The sequence below is a fragment of the Bordetella sp. N genome (assembly GCF_001433395.1).
Taxonomy (GTDB): Bacteria; Pseudomonadota; Gammaproteobacteria; order Burkholderiales; family Burkholderiaceae_B; genus Bordetella_C.
This window is the reverse complement of record NZ_CP013111.1, coordinates 6,356,775-6,373,367: the sequence shown is the minus strand read 5'-3', so window position 1 is coordinate 6,373,367 and position 16,593 is coordinate 6,356,775. Positions and strand designations below refer to the sequence as shown.

Sequence of the window (16,593 nt, the reverse complement as noted above, 5' to 3'; positions counted from 1 at the left end):
GCCGGGCAAGCGCCTAGCGCCTGCCCTGCAAGCGGTCGCGTGCGATCAGGGTCAGGCACACGATGCCCGCGGCCAGGCTGGTGCAGCCGCTATAGCTCACCAGGCCCAGGCCCCAGCCTTGCCGGCCGACGATGACCCACAGGGCCAGCAGCAAGCCGGCCCAGCCGGCAACGCTCAGGATGCGCGTGACGCGCGGTGTCAGCTCGTGGCCGAAGACGTCCTCTTGATGCCGGGCCATCGCCAAGGCCAGGCAGGCGAACGCCGCCAGGCTGATCAGAAGGGTCAGCGCATGGATCATGCGCCCTCCCGCAAGGTGGCGGTCTTGCCAGCCGCCTGGCCCGCAGCAGTCTTGCGCGCGACCTTGACGCGCGGCTTGTAGCGTTGCGTCTTCAGCGCCAGCGCGACATGCAGCAGCGCCAGCGCCCACACCATCAGGTCGAAACCGGCATACACCCAGTCGCCCACCGCGACGCTGTGCCAGAACGGCCGCGCCGTGGTCATGGCATTGACCACGGGCAACAGCGCCAGCACGGCCGCCGCCAGCCACAACAGCTCGATCCAGGCGCGCCGCGCGGGGCGCGCCAAGGCATACAGCAAGGTCGCGGCCCACACGCCGAAGAACACGTTTACTTCCGCCGCGCCGCGGGCGCTCATATCCACAGGCAGCAGACGATTGCTCCACAGATAAGCCGCCATGGCGATCGACAGTCCCGCAATCGCCGCGATATTCAGGCGTTCCACCAGCCGGAAACCGAAATACGGCTTCATGGGATCGGGCAACTGCTGGCGCCGCTTGACCGTCCACATCACCAGCCCCGTGCCGACCATGGCCGTGCCGGCCAGGCTGACGATGAAGTACAACCAGCGCAGCTGCAAATCGCTGAAGCGGCCAAGATGCAAGGCATACATGACGCCGCGTGTCTCCGCGGCGCCGCCGACCTGGTCGTGGACTTCGATCAGCTTGCCGCTGACTCCGTCGAACAGCAGGTATTGCGGGCTCATGGAGACACGCGCGCCATCGGCCGGCGTCACGGCGACACGGGCACTGCTGTCGCCCGGATTGGTCACCGTCACCCGGCCGACCTGGTCCTTGCCCCAGCGCGCCTGCGCTTCCCGCACCATCGCATCGACAGGGGCCAGCGGCGCCGCCACGCCAGCCGCCTTGCCCGGCTGCAGGAAGGCACTGACCTGCATGGTCAATTCCTGCCGCTGCGCCGGCGACTTGTACGCCGCCTGATCGCCCCAGGGCATGTAGAGCGCCATCAACGTGACCAGCCCCGTATAGGTGATCATCGCATGGAACGGCAGCCCGAATACCGACAGCGCATTATGCGCGTCGAGCCAGGACCGCTGGCCCTTGCCCCACCGGAAGGTGAAGAAGTCGACGAAGATCTTCTTGTGGGTGATCACGCCGCTGACGATGGCCACCAGCATGAACATGGCGCAGAAGCCCGCCAGCCAGCGGCCCCACAGTACGGGCATGTAATAGAACTGGAAATGGAAGCGGTAGAAGAACTCGCCGCCCAGGGTATCGCGGGCCTTCACTTCCTCGCCGGTGGCGGGATTGAAATTGGCGCTGCCGAACGTGCGCCGCCCGCCCGGGGCGGCCTGCGGCATGCGCCAGAAGGCCGACGCGGTGTTGCTGCGCACGGTCGGCATGGTCACGCTCCATTGCGTGGTGCCCGCCGCGACCTGGCCCAGATGATCGGCCACCCGTTGTGCCACTTCGCCCGCGTCCGTCTGCGCCTGCTGAACCACTTCCGGGCGCATCCAGTCCGACAGTTCTTCCTTGAAGTAGCTGACCGTGCCGGTCAGGAACATCGCATACAGCAGCCAGCCGACCAGCAGCCCGGACCAGGTATGCAGGTCGGACATGGTCTGGCGTATGCCGCGCGGCTTCACCGTGGTCATGCGCCCACCCCGCCTTGCGTGACCCACCAGGCGGCCAGGCCCAGGGGCGCGGCCACCACCAGCAAGCCCACCCAGGCCCGCAGCGCGCTACGCACCGCGAACACCCAGATCACCGCGCCCGCGTACAAGGCGAAGCTGGCCAGTTGCCCCGTCAGCACGGCTTGCGCGCGCGTCATGGGCAAGGCCAGCACGGCCACACTGAACAGCGCAGCCAGTCCGTAGCCGCCGAAGACCGCGGCCACGATGCGGGAAATCAAAGGTAGAAAAGCGGGTATACGCAGCGTCATCAAGCGTCCGAAACATCCCGGGCCGGCGCCGCGACGTTGGTCACGACGCCAGCCCGCCCTCATCCTTAAAAATCAAACTGTGCCGACAGCAGCACCGTGCGCGGCGCCGCCACGGTGGCATAGGTACCGCTGGTCAGCCAATACGTCTTGTTGAACAGGTTCTCGACCGTGGCGCGGAAGACGACGTCCTTGCCCATCACCCGGGTGCGATAGCGCGCGCCCAGGTCATAACGGGTCCAGCTCGGCATCTTCAGCGTGTTGGAGGCGTTGAAGTACATCGACGACGTGTAGATCATGCGGCCGTTCAAGCTCAGCCCCGTCACCCCAGGCACGTCCCAGTCCAGGCCCAGATTATAGGTATGGTTGGGCACGCCGTTGGCATCGTTGCCCTCGTTGACGCCACCGGCGGTCTTCTTCAGCGTGGCATCGTAGAAAGTGCCGCTGGCCATGAAGCGCAGGCCGTCCATCAGCTCGCCGTAGCCCGACAGCTCGAAGCCGCGGTTGCGCTGCTCGCCGTCGAAGCTGTAGATATTCGTCGTGGGGTCGGTGATGGAGTTGGGCCGCGTGATCTGGAACACGGAAGCCGTGGTCGTGACACGCCCCCAATCGACCTTCACGCCGGCTTCATACTGCTTGGACTTGAAAGGCGGAAAGACCTCGCCGGCATTGGCCGCGGTGGTCGGCGCGATGCCGCCGCGGGTCAGGCCGGACGTGAAGTTGCCGTACAGCGAGACGTGTTCCCAAGGCTTGACGACCAGGCCGGCCACGGGCGAGATGGCGTCCTCGTTGTAGTACGAGGTGCGCGCGCCGGTGGCGGTGGAGAAGTTGGTCAGCTGCACGCGCTGCTGGCGCAGGCCGCCGGTGAGCAGCACGCGGTCGTCGAGAAAGGACAGCGTGTCGGTCAGGGCGATACTGGACAGCACGGTGTCCGACGCCTTGCTGGGACGCTGGCGGTCAGCGGTGATCGGGGCCAGGGGTTGCGGGTCGTAGATGTTGGACGCGCGCGTACCGCCGGTCACATAGGCGGTCGACTGCTGTTGTTGCAGCCGGGTGAAGTCCAGCGACACCGTGTGGCCGATGGCGCCGGTGCGGAACTTGCCGCGCATGCCCAGGTCGGTCGACGTGGTGTTGCTGTTCGAGTCGTAGTAGGCGTTCAGGACGTTCTGGTTGCCCAGCTGGTTGGCCGCGCCCGACGGAAAGGTCTGGCTGGCCTCGCCGTAGCGGTAACCCACCGCGCCGTAGACCATCAGGTTGTCGGTGACGTCGTATTCGACGCGCGACGCGACCACCGAATCCTGCAGCTTCAGCTTGGTGCCGGGATACCAGTTGGCGTGGCCCGACGGCGGCGACGGAATGTCGGTCACGGACGACGCGAAGCCGACCTGCGGACGGAAGTTGTCGGTGTCCTCGTGCTGGGTGTACGCGTCCAGCGACCAGCGCAGTTTGCGTCCCGTGTAGTCCAGGCCCACCGCGCCGACGGTCGTCTGCTGGTTACCGTTGTCGATGGCGGTGGCGCCATCACGGTACTGGCCGTTGAAGCGGATGCCCCATTCATTGTTGTCGCCGAAACGACGGCCGACGTCGACTTGCGAGCCCAGGGTGCCGGGGCTCTGGTACGTGGTCGTCACGCGAGTCAGCGGTTCGTCGCCGGCGCGCTTGGTGACGATATTGATGTTGCCGCCAACGCTGCCGCTGGGGCCCATGCCGTTCATCAGCGTTCCGGGGCCCTTGAGCACTTCCACGCGTTCCATGATGATGGCCGGCATGCGGCTGCCCGAAGCCAGGCCATAGAGGCCGTTCAGGCCCACGTCGGTACTCGATACGGTAAAACCGCGGATCTGGAAGTCTTCGCCGAAGCCCGTGCTGGAGGTCAGCAGGCGCACCGACGATTCGTTCTGGACCACGTCGGCCAAGGTACGGGCCTGGGCGTCGTCCAGCGCTTCACGCGTGTAATTAGTGGTGCTGAACGGCGTGTCCATGACGTCCGTCGTGCCCAGGATGCCGAGACCACCGCCGCGCGCGACCTGACCGCCCGCATAGGCTTCGGGCAGCGTGATGCCGCTGCCGCTGACGGTCACGGGTGCCAGGGTGGTGGTGGGGCCGGCGCTGACGGCAGGCGCCGGACGGGTCAGCAGATAGCTGCCGTTACCCTGGCGAGTCGCGTCGATGCCGGTGTTGGCCAGCAAGGCGTCCAGGCCGCTGGCCACCGTATAACGACCCTGCAGGCCATTGCTCATACGGCCCGCGGTGACTTCGGGTTTGAACGACAGCATGATGCCGGACTCACGGCCGAAGCGGCCCAGGACGTCCTCCAGGGTGCCGGCGGGGATCGCGTAGTTGCGTGAATCCGTGCGCCCGTCCGCCTGCGCATGCGCGGCTTGCGCCGCCAGCAGCAACGGCGCGGCCATCAGCGTGCCCCCCATGGCGCGCTTGAGCGCGCGCGCGACCGTCGCGCGACGGAAACCTAGACTCGACTGGCGCCGCGAGGCCCGGAGCTGACCCATGTTCTTACCTTTTTCTTGCGTGTGAATGGACGATGAAAATGCGTTCTCATCTGCCATGACCCGCGAAAGAGAAAAAGGGATCAGCTTTTAAGAAAGTATTTTGTAACGGCGACCAGACCAGGCGCTGGTGCGCGGGGCGCCCTAACTGCGCAGGCCGCCGGCCGGCGTGGGCGCAGACCCGGCCACCAGACGCACGGACCGCGCGCCCCAGAACCGCGTGAGGGTGCGGACGCGCACGCCCAAGGTCATGCTCAAGGTTTCCAGCACGCGCCCCACGTCGGCCACGGGGAAGGACCCCGACACGCGCATGTCGGCGATGTCCGGATCACAGGACAGGCCGTCCTGGCTATAGCGGGCCAGCTCATCGATGAAATCGCCCAGCCGCATGCTGCGGGCGACGATATAGCCCTCGCTCCAGGCCACCGCCGTCTCGTCGACCGGCAGGTCACCCATCACGGCAGTCGAGGTATAGCGCACGCGGAATCCCGCCGGCACTACGCGCGCATGTCCCACGGCCCGGGCCGGCTGGATACGCACCGCGCCGGTCAGCACACTGACGTCGGTCTCGCCATCCTGCACGCGCACGGCATAGCGGGGCCCCATGGCCAGCGCCGTCCCCTGCGCGGTCTCGACCACGAAGGGCGGCGTGCTGGACCAGGCGTTGGCGGTCCGCACCAGGATCTCACCGGCGAGCAGGCGGACCAGGCGCTGGGCATTGTCGAAGCGCACGTCCACCGCGCTGTCGGTGTTCAGGATCAGTTCACTGCCATCGGCCAGCACGAGCGTGCGGCGCTCGCCCACGGCCGTGCGATAGTCGGCCATCCAGGCTCGCCAGGGCACGTACTCACGTGCCTCCCAAGCCACGCCACCGGCGCCAGCCATGACCACCAGGGCCTTGAGCGCATGGCGCCGCCCCACGGATGCGCGGCCGCGCGCGGGTGTCAACGCCGCGTGCGCGATGCCCGCGTGCTGGGGCGCGGCCAGATGCGCCAGGCGACCGTTGACCGATTCGATGCGCTGCCAGGCCAGTTCATGGCGGGGATCCGCGGCGCGCCAGTCGCGCCAGGCCACCACCGTCTCGGGGGCGACGTCCTGCGCTTGCAGTTCGAGCAGCCATTGCACCGCGCGCTCGGCGACCTCGGGCGGGATGCCCGCGGCGTCGGCGGTGGTGCTGTACCAGGGTGAAGCGGACATAGCGCTCTATGCTGTCGATGATCCCGCGCTACGGTAAGGCGACGCGGGTCTCAGGCCACGGAAAGATCGGCAAAGTAACACCGTTGCAGTGCCTTGACGATATACCGTTTGACAGTAGGGACGGAAATGTCGAGCGCGGCGGCCACTTCCGCGTGGGTCTGGCCGTCCAGCTGCGACAACAGGAAAGCCCGCCGCGCGAGAGCCGGCAGGCCGTCCAGCAGGCGGTCCAGCTCGACCAGCGTTTCCAGCAGGATGGCGCGTGCCTCGGGCGACGGCGCGTATTCCTCGGGCTTTTGCGCCAGCAGTTCCAGATAGGCTTTTTCCACCTTCTCGCGGCGCCAGTGGTTGGACACCAGATGCTGGGCCACCGTGGTCAGGAACGCGCGCGGCTCTTTCAGGGTCGCCGGCACCCGGTCGCTGCTGAGCAGACGGATGAAGGTGTCCTGCGCCAGATCGGCCGCCTGCTCGGCATTGCCCAGCCGGCGCTGCAGCCAGCCCTTGAGCCAGGAATGATGGTCGCTGTAGAGCGTCGCCACGGTGGTGGGTAGGCAAATTGCCGGGGAATTCACGATTCGCCTTTTGATCGAGCCACTACCACCTGCGGCCAGCGCGGAGGCATGGTCGGCGCTAGCCAGCTGCACAGAAGCAAGAAAGATAGAAGGGACTGCAACAATAAATAAAAATCGTTCTTATTCTAAAAGCGGAGCCGGGGACGTTGTCAACCCGCCTGTTGCGGCCTAGCGTCATCCGGGACCACGAATCCCTGTCCACGCTTCCCTGACCATGCCTAGTGAAAACCATGATGCCGCTGCGGCGGCTTTCTCACCTAGAATTGCGGAAACGTTTACGCAAAACAAGACGGAGACATCGATGAGTTTTCTGCTCGGCGCCGCGCGTCAGGTCGGCTACGTCGTCAAGGACATCGAAAAGGTCATGGCGCAGTGGGCCCGCCTGGGTGTCGGGCCGTGGTTCTACAAAGAGGATGTCGGCACCACCGAGTTCCGCTATTACGGCAAGGACGCGACGCCGCCGTCTTTGTCGATCGCGCTGGCCAACTCCGGCGACCTGCAGCTTGAACTGATCCAGCAGCGCGACGACGCGCCCTCGCTCTATCGCGACACCCTGGCGCAAGCCGGTGAAGTGGCCCAGCACGTGGCCTATTGGACGCTGGACCGCTACGACGAACATGTCGCCACCCTGCTCGGCCTGGGTTATGTCGAGGGCCACGGCGGCCGCATGGGCACGCGCGGACGCTTCAGCTACTTCGTGCATCCGGAACTGCCCAGTGCGATGATCGAGCTTTCCGAACTGACCGGCGGCAAGGGCGAGCACTTCGAGCGCATACGCGCCGCCAGCGTGGGCTGGGACGGACACGATCCCGTGCGACGCCTGACGGCCACGGGCGCCCCCCGCTGACAGACCCGCAACGCCAACCCCCTGGACCCCATGCCTCAAGCCCCCAAGCCCCGTGCCACCATCCGCGACGTCGCCCGCCAGGCCGGCGTGTCCATCGGCACGGCTTCGCGCGCGCTCAACCGCACCGGCCGCGTCAGCGACGACACCATCGCGCTCGTGGCCAAGGCCGCGCGCCAGCTGGGCTACGCGCCCGACGGGGTCGCGCGCAGCATGCGGACCCGCAGCACGGGCGTGGTGGGCATCCTGGTTTCGGACTTGTCCAACCCGCTCTACGCCGCCATCATCACGGCCGCCGAGACCGCCTTCCAGACCGCCGGCTATTCCCTGGTCGTGGCCAGCACGCACAACCGGCAGGCCAAGGAACGCTCGCTCATAGACGTGTTTCGCGGCCGCCGCGTGGACGGCCTGATCCTGGGCGCCTGCGAAAGCGAGTCCGCGGAAATGCTCAGCCAGCTGGCTGGCGACACCCCCATCGTGGCGCTGGATCGCGACTTCGGACCGGACTGCGCGGGTGTCCACGTGGACCATTACCACGGTGCGCTGAAAGCCACGCAATATCTGCTGAATCTGGGCCACCGCCGCATCGCGCTGTTCACCCCTGGCGCCAACCTGCGGCCGGGCCGCGAGCGTATCGCGGGCTTCCGCGATGCCTACACGCAGATGGGCCTGACGCCAGGCTCCGACCTGGTGCGCATGGAAAAGTCGGCCATGGAGTTCGCCTTCAGCGAAGCCCTGGCCTTGCTGTCCGCGCCCACGTCGCCGACCGCCTTCATCTGCCTGGGCACGCGCATCATGGCCGGCGTATTGCAGGCGATACGCCATAGCGGGCGCGGCATACCCGACGACGTCAGCATGGTGGGCGTGGGTGACAGCGACATCTCGCTGCTGGTCAGCCCCAACATCACCACGCTGACCTGGAACCTGAGCGCCGTCGGCACGGCGGCGGCGGAGTTGTTGCTCAAGCAGCTGGACGGCACGCCGCGGCCCGCGCCGGAACGGGTGTTGATCACCACCGAGCTGATGTTGCGCGATTCCGGCGCCCCTTTGAATACGCCAGCGCGCGCGCCCGCGGCCAGGAAGGGCCGCGCCCCCAGCACACGCGCATGATGCACACGCTCATTGCTTCGCGGTCATCCAAGCGTTCACAGAAACGCTGATCGAAGTCCCATGGACCCACCCGTATAAAAACCAGGAGACACTATGCCCAATCCCACCCCCACCACCCATCAGGAACGCCTGCTGTCCGTCAATATCGAGGACGGCGTCGCCCTGCCCGGCTCGGCCCCAGGCTCGACCATCATCCCCCTGTTCCTCGACCGCGAGAACGGCGTCTGGGTGCTGTACGGCAAGTTCGAACCCGGCACCCGCCTGCCCACGCACTTCCACACGGGGATCGTGCATTTCTACACCACCAAGGGCGAATGGCATTACCTCGAATATCCCGATGACGTGCAGAAGACCGGCAGCTATCTGTTCGAGCCGGGCGGTTCGGTCCACACCTTCTGTGTGCCCGAAGACGCCAAGGAGGCCGCGGAAGGCTTCATGGTGGTCTTCGGCGCCAACATCAATTTCATCGACGAGAAATTCGCCGGGATACGCGATGCCGGATTCATCGAGGACGCCATCCTCGAATCGGCCCGCCAGGCCGGCCTGCCCGTGCCCCGCTACATCCGTCCCAAAGGCGGCGCCCAATTCAGCCGCGACTGAAACGGCTCATCCGCTTTTTTTTACCCTGTTGCGTAAACGTTTCCGCTCAATTCGGCCATCGTCCAGATGGCCGAACCGGGGCCATGCGCGCAACCCTGCAGTCATAAAAATGAACGAGGAGACAATTCCATGCCTGGATACCCGCGCAGATCCCTGTTGGCCGCGCTGGCGCTAAGCGCCGGCCTGGCGACCCTGCCCGTCGCCGCCCACGCGGACGACTACCCCAACCACCCCATCACCCTGGTGTTGCCCTTCGCCGCGGGCGGCGGCGGCGACGTGCTCGGCCGCATGCTGGCGGAGTACTTCGGCAAGCAACTGGGCCAGCCGCTCATCGTCGAGAACCGTCCGGGCGCCGGCGGCGTCATCGGCACGCAATACGTCGCCCGCGCCAAGCCCGATGGCTACACCATCACCATCGGCGGCATGACCACGCATCTGCTGGCGCCCATTACCAATCCCAGCGTGCAATACAACCCGCTCAAGGACTTCGTGCCGATCGGCGGCATCGGCAACTCGCCCATCGTCATGCTCGCGGCCAACGACTTCCCGGCCAACAACATCCGCGAACTCAAGGCGCTGGAAGCCAAGCGCAAACAGCCGCTGCAATACGGCAGCTGGGGCCCCGCGTCGACCGGCAATTTCTGTGGCGAGATCCTGGCGCTGAAGTCCGGCCTGCGCATGGAACACGTGCCCTACCGCGGCACCACGGAAGTGGTCACCGGCGTGATCGGCGGCCAGATCCCCGTGGGCTTCGTCGACATGGCCACCGCCGTGCCGCAGGTCCAGGGCGGCAAGCTCAAGGCGCTGGCCCTGTGTACCAAGCCCTCGCCCAGCCTGCCCAAGGTGGGCGGCTACGTCGATCAGGGCATAGATTTCGACCGCCCGCTTACCTGGGTGATGTACGGGCCGGCCGGCTTGCCCGCGCCCGTGCTCAAGAAGCTGTCCGACACCCTGGCCGGCGCCTTGAAGGAACCGTCCATACAACAGCGCCTGCTGTCCCTGGGCATCGAGCCGGGCTTCGTGCCCAGCGCGCAACAGCACGAGATCCTCGTCCGTGACTACGCCAGCTGGAAGCAGATCGCCGACGAAGCCCATATCCAGATGCAGTGATGACAGAAACCACCGGAACAGGATTTTCCATGACCTCAAGCTTGCAGGAATCCCGCATCGAAGTCGTGCGGCAACACATGGCGCTGGAATGCGTCCAGGACTGGGACGGCGTGCTCGAAACCTTCGAGCACCCGCGCTACGAAATGCACGGCAGCGGCGCGGTCTATGACGGCACCGAGGACGTCATGGGCTATTTCGAATCTTCGCGCGCCGCCTTCCCCGACCTGATCAACGACATCATCTGCATCGCCGCCACCGGCGACACCGTGCTGGTCGAGTTCTGGCTGCAGGGCACGCACCTGGGTCCCCTGATGGCACGCGGACAACGCTACGAACCCACCGGCCGGACCTTCCGCGTACGCATGGCCGCCAGCTTCGAGTTCGCGCCGGACAGCGCCAAGATCATCTGTGAACGGCCCTACACGTCGGTCGACGCCAAGCTGATCGCCTTGAAACTGCTTTGAAGGAGCCCGCATGAAGCTGCTGCAAGACAAAGTCGCCATCATCACGGGCGCCGCGCGGCGCCGCGGCATCGGACTGGCCACGGCCAGGCTGTTCGTCGAGCACGGGGCCCGCGTGGCCATCCTGGATATCGATGCGGAAGAGACCCGGGGGGCGGCCGCCGAACTGGGTCCCGATCACCTGGGCCTGGTCTGCGATGTCACCAGCCGCGCCAATTGCCAGGCCGCCGTGGCGGAAGTGGTGCAACGGTATGGCGGCGTCGACATCCTGGTAAACAACGCCGGTATCACGCAGAAACGCGGCGTCATGGACGTCACCGAAGAAGACTACGAACGCGTGCTCGACACCAATCTGCGTGGCGTGCTGCACATGTCGCAAGCCGTCATTCCGCACTTGAAGACGCGTGGGGGCGGCAGCATCACGTGCATCAGCTCGCTGTCCGCGCTGCAAGGGGGCGGCGTCTTCGGCGGCAGCCATTATTGCGCGGCCAAGGCCGGCATTCTTGGGTTGGTGCGCGCCATGGCGCTTGAACTGGGGCCCGACAACATCCGCGCCAACGGGGTGGCGCCCGGCCTGATCCTCACGGACTTCTCGCGAGGCGGCACGTCCGACGACTACAAGCACGAGAAAGCGCGCGGGTTCCCGCTGCGGCGGGTGGGCCAACCCGGCGATATAGCGGGCGCCTGCCTGTATCTCGCCAGCGATCTGGCCGCGTATGTCACCGGCATCACGCTGGACGTGAACGGCGGCGCCTACATCCGGCCCTGACCGGCCCCGCGGGAATATCAGGTCCACAGCAAACCCACATCAAACCCCGGCCTCCCGCCGCAACCGGGAGCGCCCGACAAGGAGCAGCCGAGTGGCGCAACGATTGGAAAACAAGCTGGCCGTCGTCATGGGCGGCGGCGCTTCGGCCCCCGAGGCCGGCATCAGCAACGGCCAGGCCGTTGCCATCACCTATGCGCGCGAAGGCGCACGCGTCATCGTCGCGGACCTGCACCTGGAGGCCGCCGAGGCCACCGTGCGGATGATCCGCGCCGAAGGCGGCGAAGCGCATGCCCTGCAGGCGGACGTCAGCCGGCACGACGACGTCAAGCGCGTGATTGGCGCCGCCGCCGAACGCTGGGACCGCCTGGACATCCTGCACAACAACGTCGGCATCGAGTATCTGGGCGGCCCGGTGGACACGCCAGAAGAAGCCTGGGACCGCGTCCACGACGTCAACCTGAAGAGCGTGTTCCTGGCCTGCAAGGAAGCCATCCCGCTGATGGAGCGGCACGGCGGCGGCAGCATCATCAACGTGTCCTCCACCGCCAGCCTGCGCTACGCCGGCGTGCCCTATCTTGCCTACAACTCCTCGAAGGCGGCGCTGAACCATGTCTCGCGCATCATCGCCCGCCAGTACGCGCCCCAGCAGATCCGCTGCAATGTCGTGGTGCCCGGCTACATGGACACGCCGCACATCCGCACGCTCTATCGCGACCAGACACCGGAGCGCTTCGCCGAGATCATGCGTGAACGGGACGCCAAGTGCCCCATGGGGCGCCAAGGCACCTGCTGGGACGTAGCCCGGGCGGCGCTGTTCCTGGCCTCGGACGATGCGGCTTATGTCACGGGCACCCTGTTGATGGTCGACGGTGGCGCGTCGATTTAAGTGACTGAATGTTGCGCCGGCGCCATATCGGGCGCGGGAAACATCTTTCCCGGGAAATAAAGCCAAATCTGCGTTACATTGAGAAATAATCGTGCAGAATTTGGAATACCATGGTCCTCGACAGCCACTTGGGGATGACCGGGCTACCGCAACACATTAAAGACGCCTACCTCCGGCTGTCGTTGCTATCTGAAGCCGAGGCCGGCGTTGACGCCGGCCCGGAGGCCGTCGCGCGCGCCTATGAAGCGGCGCTGCTGCAAATCGACCCGAACAGTCAGGCCGAGGCATCCGACAATCTGCACGCGGCCTATGCAACGGCCCTGGCCTGGGCGCGCGATCGGCCAACCTCGCAGCAGGCGAATCAAGCGCAGCAGGCGCATCAAGAGCAACAGGCGCATCAGGCACAGACGAGCGCCGCAGCCGCGCCGCTGCACGCAGTCACGCAGGCCGAGGTCGAAACCGCATTGCAGGAATGGCTGGTCCCGCTGATGGATCGCGGCCAGTCCCAGCCTGGCGCGGTGCTCGCGCAAGCCTTGCGCGACGAGCGCCTGGCCTCCACAGAAGCCCAACGCGCTTTGCAAGCGCGCATCGCCGCGGTGCTGGTGCAAGACCCGGGGCAACGCGCCGCCTTGTTCGATGCCGCCGTCTTCCGCTTCCAGTGGGACGTCGACAACGGCAGCCAGTTGACGGACCGCTGGACCGCGGCGTGGATCGCGCAAGCCTGCGGCGAATCGCTCGCCTGGCGCGGCCAGGCCGAAGCTGACCGCCAGCGCCAGCTCGAAGCGCTGGCCGCGGCACAGGCCTGCCCCACCCCCGACGAGACTTTGCTGACCCGGCATTTCTTCGCCATGGACGTGTTGATGAGCCGCTTCGGCTACTGGTTCAGCCTGCGCCTGCCGAACGACGCCCTGCAGGCATGGGCCCAGGCCTACCAGGCCCCGGGCTTCAAGCGTCCGCTGGCCCTCAAGACGCCCGCGCCGCGCGCGCGTTTCAAGTTCAACGCGCGCATCATGATCATCGTGGTGCTGTTGGCCTTGGCGGTGCTGCGTATCGTGTTCTATCCCAATCAGTCGCCGTCGCAGCAGCCCTGGCCTGTAAAGCCAGCTGATCCCGCGAGCCAGACGGAAGGCGCGGCCGCGCGACGCTGAAGCGACTCTGCATGGCGCGGTGGCATGGCGCGCGGCGTTTACATCTGTTTGCGCGATCGCGCGGCCGGGATACATGCGGTTGATAGAATGGCCCGCCGCCCCCGTGCCCAGATGAAATCGCCATCAGCGATCATGCCGCCATGCCTCGAAAGCGCGCTACCGCAGTCCCCGCGCCCACGGAATCCCGCCCGGTCATTCCCTACGACGTCTACGCCGCCGCCCGCTTCTTTCTTGGCACGGGCCGCAGCCAGGAAGAGGTCTTGGCGCGCATCGACATGACGCCTGCTCAGTGGGCCGCGCTGACGAAAGCGTATGAGTGGCTGGGCAGCAGCGTGCCCATTTATCGGGACTACTTCGATGGCGCGAGCGACGAGGCCATCATGGCGATGTTGCTGGGGCCGCGCTGGGCGATACCCGAAGGACAGGAACTGACGCTTGACGGCCTGACCTATCACGTCGAACGCGCCGCCTGGAAGAAACCGCATATCGGCCCGTATGCCGATGCCCCCTGGGAAGCGCATTTCATCGCGGCGCATCCGGACATGACGCGCTGCTACTACAGCCACGACGGCGAGCGCGTCTACTTTCTCGGCCAGGCGCTAGCCGACCGTGACGGCAAGCCTTTGGACATGGATCCCGCCAGTTTCCAATGGCTGGGCGGCCGCTGGGTGGCCGACACCCGCCATGTCTACGGCCAGGGCCAGTTGGGCGCGGCGCGGCCGCAGTACTACTGGTACGTCGTCGACGGCGCCGATCGCGCCAGCTTCGAGGCGCTCAACCTGCGTTATGCCAGGGACGCGCATCACGCCTACTACATCACCGGTAAAACCATACGCAGCAAGCAGACGTCGAGCTTCGAAATCGTGCCGGAGCTGCGCCTGAACTACCGCGACGTGACGCAGGATCCGCTCGTCAAGGTCAGTGTCTTCGCGCGTGATCTGGACTATGTGTACTTTTACGGTGCGCGGTTGCGCGGGGCCGATCCCGCCACCTTCCGCATCCTGGGCGGCGGCTATAGCCGCGATGCCACGCAGGCCTGGTATCACGACGCCAAGCGGCTGATCGAAGGCGCTGACGCCGCAACCTTTCGCGTGCCGGTGCCGGGCGAACCTTCGCCCCGCATGCGCGACTGCGCGACGGACCGTTTACGTTGCTATTCCGAGGGCAAGCCGCAAGATCCGGCGGCGTCGTTTGACGATTGGCGTCCTTTCTTCGAGTTCCGCACGGAACTCAAAGATTGGTGGTGGCACGAAGAAGCGCGGAACAGGTAACGGGGCATATTTTCCGTTTCTTGCACAATATGCTTAAATGTAAGCATATTTGTACGCCAGTCCGTCTGTTTGTTTCTCGCCATCATCGCCTCAGGAGCACACCTCATCATGAACCGCCGATCGGGATTGATCGCCATTCTTGCCGTGACCACCGGAATGCTGGCCGCCTGCGCCAGGCCGAGCTACGACAAGGTCCAGGATCAATACGCCTCGTTGCCGGCCGGCCAGGGTCGCATCTACATCTACCAACCTTCCAGCGCCGGGGATCCGACGACGGGCAGCCCGTACGTCCTGGTCAATGGCTGGAAGACGGGACGCACTTCGCCGGGCAATTTCTTCTTCGTGAATCGCCCGGCCGGCTTGTACAGCATCACCGTCGACTACAACGACGCGGCGCCTTTGATGGTGCAGCTGGGGGCTGGCGAAACGCGCTATGTCCGCGTGAACAAGGGCGGGATGAAGCTGACGTACAACGAAGAAACTCAGGAGAAGGCCGAGGCCGAGCTGGATTCGATGAGCTACCACGGGGCGGGGTCGCGGGAACGCCGGGCCATCAAGCGGGCGGGAAGTCCCACTGCGCCGCTTCCCAAGTCGCGGAGCTATGCGGCGCCTTTGGATCCGGCGCAGGCGGCCGGGGTGGAATCCATTCCCGTGCCGACGGTTAAGTAGGCGGATTGGTTTTTTAGCGTAGAGATTTATTTTTATGGGGGGGCCCCCCATCGCCCCCCGCCGGCCGCGCTACTAGCCAAAATGTTTTTGATGATGGGGGCCCCCATCATCGTCACCCCAGGGTGGGGAAATCCCATCCTTTTCCCCCTGCTGTGCCAAACAAGGTTCTGCCAGTTTGTTGCGGGTCCAGACCGAGGGCATGGGCGGAAGTGGTGGCGATGAGGGCATCCAGCGATGTGGTGGGCTTCAGGTCGCGGCCCTCGTACAGATTTCCCGCTGACAGTCCCGGCCAATCGGCCACTACACGTCCACCGCTGACCGCGCCGCCCAAGACCATCGCTACCGACCCCTGCCCGTGGTCGGTGCCGCCCGTTCCATTCGCGGCGGCAGTGCGGCCGAACTCGGTTGCCACCAGTACCGTGGTCTTGCTCCAGTGCGCGCCCAGCCCCTCGCGCAAGGCCGCCAGCATCGTATCCAGCGCCTTCAACTGATTCGCCAGCCGCGGATTCTGCGCGGTGTGCGTATCCCAACCGCCCGTCTCCAGCATGGCGATGCGCGGACCGTCATCCCGGCTCAGGAACTGGGCAGCCAGCTGTCCCACATGCGCGGGATCCTGGCGCGCGCCAGCCTCCCCCGCCAGCCCGCGCGTCCGCATCGCTTCGTCCCACAAAGGCCCCAGCTGCGCATCGTGCGCGTACAGCGCCGAGACCCTGGTCAGCAGATCGTCCGGCGCCGGCGGCAGCGCCGACGGCGCATAGGATGCCACCTGGATGGCGCCCCGCATGGCCAGGGGAATGATGGGCGCGAAGGCGATGGCGTTCTCACGCGACTTGGGCAACATGCCCACCAGGCGGTTCAACCAGCCGTCGCGCAATTGATTGGGTGCGCTGCCACCCGTCTCCAGCACGTTCTGGCCGTCGAAATGCGAGCGATCGCGATAGGGCGACGCAACGGCATGGACGAACAGGGCCTGCCGCGCGGCATACAGGTCCGCCGTGCGTTGCAAGGAAGGATGCAAGGCGAACATGCCATCAAGGCGTAGCCCGGCCTGTGGATCGATCGCCAGCTGGCCCCGCAGCCCGGCATACGCCGGATCGCCATAAGGCACGACGATGTTCAAACCATCGGCGGCTCCACGCTGGATCACGAAGACGAAACGCCGATCGGTCTCGACGTTGGCGAAGACGATGCGCGGCGCGGCGATCAGCGATCCCGCGAACGCGCCGGCGACTCCAAGGAACTGGCGGCGAGTGGCCATGG

At 66.0% G+C, this 16,593-nt stretch carries 17 protein-coding genes; 10 read left to right on the top strand and 7 right to left on the bottom strand.

All coding sequences use genetic code 11. The features are described from left to right. Nucleotides 1-13 precede the first annotated feature (13 nt). The 6 genes from ASB57_RS27550 to ASB57_RS27525 all read right to left on the bottom strand — a co-directional run bounded on the left by ASB57_RS27550 (nucleotide 14) and on the right by ASB57_RS27525 (nucleotide 6,465). Nucleotides 14-298 carry a DUF3325 domain-containing protein gene (locus ASB57_RS27550; protein ID WP_057655056.1) on the bottom strand — a complete coding sequence of 95 codons (285 nt, stop codon included), beginning with the start codon at nucleotides 296-298 and terminating at the stop codon, nucleotides 14-16. Continuing rightward, a complete protein-coding gene (locus ASB57_RS27545) occupies nucleotides 295-1,911 on the bottom strand; it encodes a PepSY domain-containing protein (RefSeq protein ID WP_057655055.1) in 1,617 nt (538 codons plus the stop codon). The genes ASB57_RS27550 and ASB57_RS27545 overlap by 4 nt, the downstream gene beginning before the upstream one ends. Then, nucleotides 1,908-2,198 (bottom strand): DUF3649 domain-containing protein, encoded by a 291-nt coding sequence (locus ASB57_RS27540; RefSeq protein WP_057656490.1) that lies wholly within the window; start codon nucleotides 2,196-2,198, stop codon nucleotides 1,908-1,910. The genes ASB57_RS27545 and ASB57_RS27540 overlap by 4 nt, the downstream gene beginning before the upstream one ends. 65 nt (nucleotides 2,199-2,263) lie before the next feature. Then, nucleotides 2,264-4,702: a TonB-dependent receptor gene (locus tag ASB57_RS27535; protein WP_082621876.1), complete on the bottom strand. Its 2,439-nt coding sequence runs from the start codon at nucleotides 4,700-4,702 to the stop codon at nucleotides 2,264-2,266. Nucleotides 4,703-4,843: 141 nt separating this feature from the next. Beyond that, a complete protein-coding gene (locus tag ASB57_RS27530; protein WP_057655054.1) occupies nucleotides 4,844-5,896 on the bottom strand; it encodes a FecR domain-containing protein in 1,053 nt (350 codons plus the stop codon). Between the two features lie 50 nt (nucleotides 5,897-5,946). After that, nucleotides 5,947-6,465 (bottom strand): sigma-70 family RNA polymerase sigma factor, encoded by a 519-nt coding sequence (locus ASB57_RS27525; protein WP_057655053.1) that lies wholly within the window; start codon nucleotides 6,463-6,465, stop codon nucleotides 5,947-5,949. Between the two features lie 301 nt (nucleotides 6,466-6,766). On the opposite strand from ASB57_RS27525, the gene ASB57_RS27520 reads away from it, so the two are divergent. From ASB57_RS27520 to ASB57_RS27475, 10 genes are all read left to right on the top strand, one after another. Beyond that, nucleotides 6,767-7,312, top strand: coding sequence for a VOC family protein (locus tag ASB57_RS27520; RefSeq protein WP_057655052.1), 546 nt, complete (start codon nucleotides 6,767-6,769; stop codon nucleotides 7,310-7,312). A gap of 30 nt (nucleotides 7,313-7,342) precedes the next feature. Next, nucleotides 7,343-8,419, top strand: a complete 1,077-nt coding sequence (locus ASB57_RS27515; RefSeq protein ID WP_082621875.1) for a substrate-binding domain-containing protein — start codon at nucleotides 7,343-7,345, stop codon at nucleotides 8,417-8,419. 93 nt (nucleotides 8,420-8,512) lie between these two features. After that, nucleotides 8,513-9,019 (top strand): 2,4'-dihydroxyacetophenone dioxygenase family protein, encoded by a 507-nt coding sequence (locus tag ASB57_RS27510; RefSeq protein ID WP_057655051.1) that lies wholly within the window; start codon nucleotides 8,513-8,515, stop codon nucleotides 9,017-9,019. Between the two features lie 129 nt (nucleotides 9,020-9,148). Continuing rightward, entirely contained in the window at nucleotides 9,149-10,129 is a 981-nt protein-coding gene (locus ASB57_RS27505) for a tripartite tricarboxylate transporter substrate binding protein (protein ID WP_057655050.1), read from the top strand. A 29-nt stretch (nucleotides 10,130-10,158) separates the two neighbouring features. Continuing rightward, nucleotides 10,159-10,593, top strand: a complete 435-nt coding sequence (locus ASB57_RS27500) for an ester cyclase (RefSeq protein WP_057655049.1) — start codon at nucleotides 10,159-10,161, stop codon at nucleotides 10,591-10,593. A 10-nt stretch (nucleotides 10,594-10,603) separates the two neighbouring features. Continuing rightward, entirely contained in the window at nucleotides 10,604-11,359 is a 756-nt protein-coding gene (locus ASB57_RS27495) for an SDR family NAD(P)-dependent oxidoreductase (protein WP_057655048.1), read from the top strand. Between the two features lie 91 nt (nucleotides 11,360-11,450). Further along, on the top strand, nucleotides 11,451-12,245 hold the full coding sequence (locus ASB57_RS27490) for an SDR family NAD(P)-dependent oxidoreductase (protein ID WP_057655047.1): 795 nt from the start codon (nucleotides 11,451-11,453) through the stop codon (nucleotides 12,243-12,245). A 182-nt stretch (nucleotides 12,246-12,427) separates the two neighbouring features. Continuing rightward, nucleotides 12,428-13,393 (top strand): hypothetical protein, encoded by a 966-nt coding sequence (locus tag ASB57_RS27485; protein WP_156414286.1) that lies wholly within the window; start codon nucleotides 12,428-12,430, stop codon nucleotides 13,391-13,393. A gap of 140 nt (nucleotides 13,394-13,533) precedes the next feature. Then, nucleotides 13,534-14,664 carry a DKNYY domain-containing protein gene (locus ASB57_RS27480; protein ID WP_057655045.1) on the top strand — a complete coding sequence of 377 codons (1,131 nt, stop codon included), beginning with the start codon at nucleotides 13,534-13,536 and terminating at the stop codon, nucleotides 14,662-14,664. Between the two features lie 108 nt (nucleotides 14,665-14,772). After that, on the top strand, nucleotides 14,773-15,333 hold the full coding sequence (locus ASB57_RS27475; protein ID WP_057655044.1) for a DUF2846 domain-containing protein: 561 nt from the start codon (nucleotides 14,773-14,775) through the stop codon (nucleotides 15,331-15,333). Nucleotides 15,334-15,445: 112 nt separating this feature from the next. Here the strand turns inward: ASB57_RS27475 and ASB57_RS27470 are convergent, their stop codons facing one another. Next, entirely contained in the window at nucleotides 15,446-16,591 is a 1,146-nt protein-coding gene (locus ASB57_RS27470) for a DUF1501 domain-containing protein (RefSeq protein ID WP_057655043.1), read from the bottom strand. Nucleotides 16,592-16,593: the final 2 nt, after the last annotated feature.